Source organism: Streptomyces sp. NPDC055078 (assembly GCF_053607985.1).
This window is the reverse complement of record NZ_JBSGUP010000627.1, coordinates 1-4,810: the sequence shown is the minus strand read 5'-3', so window position 1 is coordinate 4,810 and position 4,810 is coordinate 1. Positions and strand designations below refer to the sequence as shown.

Genomic DNA, 4,810 nt, shown 5'->3' with positions numbered 1-4,810 from the left:
CACCGGCCCCTCCGTCGTGGGCGTCGTCTGCTCCTGGGACACCGGCGACGGCGTCACCGCGCTCATCGCGACCGCCGGGGCGGCCGGTGGTGCCGGGGACGGCGGCGGGGGCGGCGACAGCCATCTGGCCGCAGCCGCCTCGGGCGCCGGCCGGGGGGTCCGGCTGCGGTGGGTGGTGCGCCCCGGGCCGCTGGCCGAGGGCGCGAGCGCCCGCTACCGGTTCACCGCCACCCACACCGACGGCCGGACCCGCAGCACGCCCTGGCACACCCTGGCCCCGGCGGTCTGGCGCGACGGCGCCCCCGCGCTGGAGATCGGTGGCCCCGCCGCCCGCCCGGTCCCGGGCAGCGCCCGTACCCTCACCGCCGCCGACGGAACACCGCTGCGGGTGCGGTTCGCGCTGCGCCTCGACGCGGCGGAGCACGTGGTGGGCTTCGGCGAGCGGTTCAACGCCGTCGACCAGCGGGGCACCGTCCTCGACGCCCAGGTGTTCGAGCAGTACAAGGGCCAGGGCTTCACCACCCGTACGTATCTGCCGATGCCGTTCGCGCTCGTCATCGGCGGCGACGGCTGGGGCTTCCACGTCCGTACGTCCCGGCGCACCTGGTACGACGTGGGCGCCAGCGACGGCGACCGGCTGTGGATCGAGGCCGAGGTCGGCGCCGACGGGGTCCTGGACACCCACTGCTACGCGGGCACACCGAGCGAGGTCCTGGGGGCCTTCCTCGACGAGGCGGGCCGCCCCGAGGAGCTGCCGGAGTGGGTGTTCGGCCTGTGGGCCAGCGGCAACGAGTGGAACACCCAGGCCCGGGTGATGGCCGAGATGGACCGGCACCGCGACGAGGACATCCCCGTACGCGCGCTGGTCATCGAGGCATGGAGCGACGAGTCGACGTTCACCGCCTTCCGGGACGCCCGCTACGAGGTCCGCGAGGACGGTTCCCCGCACCGGCTGGCGGACTTCGCGTTCCCGGCCGACGGGGCGTGGCCCGACCCCAAGGGCATGGTCGGCGAACTGCACCGGCGCGGCATCAGAGTGCTGCTGTGGCAGATCCCGCTGATGAAGACGCGGCCCGCGCCGCGCGGCCAGGCCGCCGCCGACGCCCGCGCCCTCATCGAGCACGGGTACACGGTCCGGGAACAGGGCGGCAGCCGCCCCTACCGCAACCGGGGCTGGTGGTTCCCGCTCGCCCTGATGCCCGATCTCACCGACGCGGCGGCCCGATGTTGGTGGCTCGCCAAGCGCCGCTATCTGGTGGAGGAGGTCGGCGTCGACGGCTTCAAGACCGACGGCGGCGAGCACGCCTGGGGCGCGGATCTCCGGTACGCCGACGGCACCACGGGAGCCGAGGGCAACAACCTCTTCGCCGTCGCCTACCCGCGCGCCTACGGCGAGTTGCTCCGCGCGGCCGGCAAGCCCCCGGTCACCTTCAGCCGCGCCGGATTCACCGGCTCCCAGAACGCGGGCGTCTTCTGGGCCGGCGACGAGGACTCCACCTGGGACGCCTACCGCCACTCGGTCAACGCGGGCATCACCGCCTCCGCCTGCGGCATCGTCTACTGGGGCTGGGACCTGGCAGGCTTCTCCGGCGAAGTGCCGGGCGCGGAACTCTATCTGCGCGCCACCGAGTTCTCGTGCTTCGTGCCCGTCATGCAGTACCACTCGGAGTACAACCACCACCGGCTGCCACTGCGCGACCGCACCCCCTGGAACATCGCCGAGCGCTCGGGCGAACCCCGGGTGACGGAGATCTTCCGCCGCTACGCCAAGCTGCGCGAGCGCCTGGTGCCATATCTCGCCGAGGAGACGAGGCGCGGGCTCGCCGAGAACAAACCACTGATGCGCGGCCTGTTCTTCGACCACCCCGGCGACCCCCGTATCTGGGACTTCCCCGACCAGTTCCTCCTCGGCGCCGACCTGCTCATCGCCCCCGTCACCGAGCCGGGCGCCACCGTCCGCCGGCTCTATCTCCCCGAGGGCGCGTGGGTCGACGCCTGGACGGGCGAACCGCTGACCGGCGGCCGGGTCATCGAGCGCGAGGCACCCCTGGGCACCATTCCGGTCTACGCGCGGGCGGCGCGCTGGCCGTCCCTGCGGCCGGTCTTCGCCGAACCGGGCACGGCGGGCGAGTGAGGAATCCCGGGGCAGCTCCGCTTCACCGCGCCGTGCGGAAATTCGCTGGCTCCCGGCGGGCCGCGCTCCTACCATCCAGGCCGTGATCATTCGTAGGGCGACCGGCGGACCGGCCCGCTGCCGACGGGCCTCGCCCCGTGGCGCGGCGGCCGTGGCCGGGCCCCGGAAGGAGTTTCGGTGACGCAGACCGAGAGCGTCGTGCGCCTGGTGCGGGGGACGTTCGGCCCGGATGTCGTCGGGGCCTACGCGCACGGCTCGGCCGTGCTGGGCGGCCTGCGGCCGTACAGCGATATCGACGTGCTCGTCGTGTCACGGCGGCGTACGACGGCGCCGGAGCGCCGGGCCCTTGTCGACGCGCTGCTGGAGATCTCCGGCGGGGGTGCGGCGCGGGGCGAACCGCGCCCCGTCGAACTGACCGTCGTCGTCCGGTCGGAGATCCGTCCGTGGCGCTATCCGCCGGTCTGCGAGTTCCAGTACGGGGAGTGGCTGCGCGACGACTACGAGCGCGGCTGGACGCCTTCCCCGGAGCCGAGCCCCGATCTGGCACCCCTGATCACGATGGTGCTGCTCGGGAACACCGCGCTGCTGGGGCCGCCACCGGCTCAGGTGCTCGACCCGGTGCCGCACGACGACCTGCGCCGTGCGATCGCCGCCGGAGTGCCGGAGCTGCTGGCCGATCTTGAGGAGGACACCCGGAACGTCGTCCTGACGCTCGCCCGCGTCTGGGCGACCCTCGCCACCGGGACGATCCTCTCCAAGGACGCGGCTGCCGCCTGGGCGCTCGACCGGCTGCCCGCCGCGCACCGGCCCGTGCTGGCCCGGGCGCGGGCCGTCTACCTCGGGAACGAGGCGGAGCGCTGGGACGATCTGGGGCCACGGCTGCGGCCGTACGCCGACGAGGTGGCCGGGGTGATCGGCCGGCTGACCGCGAGCGGCGGCGGGTCCGGAGCCCGACCGGTGGAGTGAGGCGCGCGGGGCGGGCCGGGGGGCGGTCGTCCCGTACGCCCGGACGCGTGCGGCTGGGCGTACCGGCGGCGGGTCCTGTACGCCCGGCCGTGTGAGGCCCGGCGCGCGCCCGTGGGAAGGGCGTCCCCGGAGAGGGGCGTCCCTGGAGAGGGGCGTCCCTGGAGAGGGCCGTCCGTACACCCGGCCGGCGGCGCCCGGCCCTGTACTACGCTCGCCGTCATCCGACGGCCCCGGGGAGATGCGTTGACCAGAGTGCGCTGCACCGTACTGGACGACTACCAGGGCGTCGCGCCGTCCCTGGCCGACTGGGCGAGTCTCGGCCCGGAGGTCGAGACGCGGTTCATCGGCACCCACCTCGGCTCCCGGGACGCGCTCGTGGAGGCGATCGGCGACAGCGAGATCGTGGTCGTCATGCGGGAGCGCACCCCCTTCCCCGCCGACTTGTTCGCCCGGCTGCCCCGGCTGCGCCTGCTGATCACCTCCGGGATGCGCAACGCGTCCGTCGATCTGACGGCCGCAGCCGACCGGGGCGTCACCGTGTGCGGCACGGCCAGCAACTCGGAACCTCCCGCCGAACTCACCTGGGCGCTGATCCTCGGGCTCGCCCGCCAGGTGGTCCCCGAGGCCCGGGCGCTGCGCGATGGCGGGCCCTGGCAGCACACCCTGGGCGCCGATCTGCACGGGCGGCGGCTCGGGCTGCTCGGTCTGGGGAAGATCGGGCAGAAGGTCGCCCGGATCGGCGCCGCCTTCGGGATGGAGGTGATGGCGTGGAGCCAGAACCTCGACGCGGGCCGGACCGCCGATGCGGGGGCGGTCGCGGCGTCCAGCAAGGAAGACCTGCTGGAGAGCAGCGATTTCGTCTCCGTCCATCTGGTGCTCGGCGACCGCACCCGGGGCCTGATCGGCGCACCCGAGCTGCGCCGGATGCGCCCCACCGCGTATCTCGTCAACACCTCGCGCGCGGCGATCGTCGACCAGGCCGCCCTGCTCACCGCGCTGCGCGAGGGCTGGATCGCCGGAGCCGGGACCGATGTCTTCGAGACAGAACCGCTCCCGCCGGACGATCCGCTGCGCTCGGCGCCCCGGCTGCTCGCCCTGCCCCATCTGGGGTATGTGACCCGGCGCAACTATGAGACGTACTTCCAGCAGGCCGTCGAGAACATCGCGGCCCACCTCGCGGGAAGCCCGGTCCGGGTCCTGGCCTGAGCGGACGGATGATCTGCCGGGCGCGGACCGGCCAGGCGGGCACCGGGCGTCAGGCAACGGGCGTCTCGCGGTGGGCCGGTGGGCGGGCTGGCCGGGATCTGTTCGGCCCCTGGGCAAGGCCGTTCGCCCCATGGCCGTCCCCGGCCGGCGGGCGCGGTGGCTTCGCCGGACTGCGGGCCATGGACATGGACCTCAGACCCGCCCCTCCCCGCAGCCGGTGGATACCACATCGGGATATGCACAGGAAGCTCACAGACTAACGACGGCTTGTTCTGCCCTTCCACAGGTCGCTTTCCGGACAACCATGCCCGGCGTCCGAGTGGTGAGACAACCCATCGCGGCCCATGGCCCCTCTCAGGATGCAGACCACGGTGTCACGACGCACACCCCACCGGACCATGACCGGGCCCGCCGGCGTCCGTACACCGTCTGTTCCACCTTCTGTCCCAGTGGCTCTGCTGAACGAGGACCCATGACCAGATCCCACCGCTCGCGCCTCTGGCG

General features: G+C 73.7%; 3 protein-coding genes. All 3 read left to right on the top strand.

Annotated elements, in window-relative coordinates; all coding sequences use genetic code 11:
- Positions 1-2,134, top strand: a 2,134-nt coding sequence (locus tag ACWF94_RS33580; protein WP_453497315.1) for a glycoside hydrolase family 31 protein, incomplete at its 5' end; no start/stop codon positions are given.
- 177 nt (positions 2,135-2,311) lie between these two features.
- Positions 2,312-3,100: an aminoglycoside adenylyltransferase family protein gene (locus tag ACWF94_RS33575; protein ID WP_453497313.1), complete on the top strand. Its 789-nt coding sequence runs from the start codon at positions 2,312-2,314 to the stop codon at positions 3,098-3,100.
- A gap of 243 nt (positions 3,101-3,343) precedes the next feature.
- A complete protein-coding gene (locus tag ACWF94_RS33570) occupies positions 3,344-4,306 on the top strand; it encodes a D-2-hydroxyacid dehydrogenase family protein (protein WP_453497310.1) in 963 nt (320 codons plus the stop codon).
- The last annotated feature ends 504 nt before the right edge of the window (positions 4,307-4,810 follow it).